We start from the raw sequence: 1110 nt of genomic DNA, 5'->3' as shown, positions 1-1110 counted from the left end.
CGCGACGCGCCCAAGCTGTGGCTGGCCGACATGGTCGCGGCGATGAAGCCGGGCTCCGTCGTCGTCGACCTTGCCGCCGAACGTGGCGGCAACTGCGACCTGACGGTCGCCGACCAGAAGATCGTTTCGCCGAACGGCGTCACCGTCATCGGCTATACGGACTTCCCGAGCCGCATGGCCGCGCAGTCCTCGGCGCTCTATTCCACGAACATCCGCCACATGATGGCCGACCTGACGCCCGGCAAGGACGGCACGGTCGTGCACAATATGGAGGATGACGTCATCCGCGGTGCGACCGTCGCCTTCGACGGCGCGATCACCTTCCCGCCGCCGCCGCCGAAGATCGCGGCCATCGCCGCGCAGAAGCCGAAGGAAAAGGTGAAGGAGCCGACGCCGGAGGAAAGGCGCGCCGCGGAAGCGGCAGCCTTCAAGGCGCAGACCAAGAGCCAGCTGGTGCTGCTCGCCGTCGGAACGGCGCTGCTGCTCATCGTCGGCGCCTATGCGCCGTCCGCCTTCATGAGCCACTTCATCGTCTTCGTGCTTGCCTGCTTCGTCGGCTTCCAGGTCATCTGGAACGTCTCGCACTCGCTGCACACGCCGCTGATGGCCGTCACCAACGCCGTCTCCGGCATCGTCATCCTCGGCGCGCTCCTGCAGATCGGCTCGGGTAGCTGGCTGGTGGTGGTGCTGGCGGCGCTTTCGGTGCTGATCTCCACGATCAACATCGTCGGCGGCTTCCTCGTCACCCGGCGCATGCTCGCCATGTTCCAGAAGTCGTGAGCGGGAGGAAACTGTCATGACCATCGGTATCGTTTCGGCCGCCTACATCGCGGCAGCAGTTCTCTTCATCCTCTCGCTCGGCGGCCTTTCGGGCCAGGAAAGCGCCAAGCGCGCCGTCTGGTACGGTATCGTCGGCATGGCGCTTGCCGTCATTGCCACGGTCTTCGGGCCTGACGTCGGCAACTGGTTCATCGTCGTGCTGATGATTGCCGGCGGCGCGGTGCTCGGCGCCTATGTCGCCGCCCGCGTGCAGATGACGGAGATGCCGCAGCTCGTCGCGGCGCTCCATTCCTTCGTCGGCCTTGCCGCCGTCTTCATCGGCTTCAACGC

The 1110-nt window shown here is 66.1% G+C and carries 2 protein-coding genes; both read left to right on the top strand.

The features are described from left to right. The coding region (locus V8U06_RS29120) for a Re/Si-specific NAD(P)(+) transhydrogenase subunit alpha (protein ID WP_427143638.1) at positions 1–780 on the top strand (780 nt) is incomplete at its 5' end. A gap of 16 nt (positions 781–796) precedes the next feature. Next, a partial coding sequence (locus tag V8U06_RS29115; RefSeq protein ID WP_427143637.1) for an NAD(P)(+) transhydrogenase (Re/Si-specific) subunit beta occupies positions 797–1110 on the top strand: 314 nt, incomplete at its 3' end.

The organism is Shinella sp. G-2, assembly GCF_050172695.1.
In the GTDB taxonomy this organism is placed as follows: domain Bacteria; phylum Pseudomonadota; class Alphaproteobacteria; order Rhizobiales; family Rhizobiaceae; genus Shinella.
This window is presented reverse-complemented; position numbering and strand designations above follow the sequence as displayed.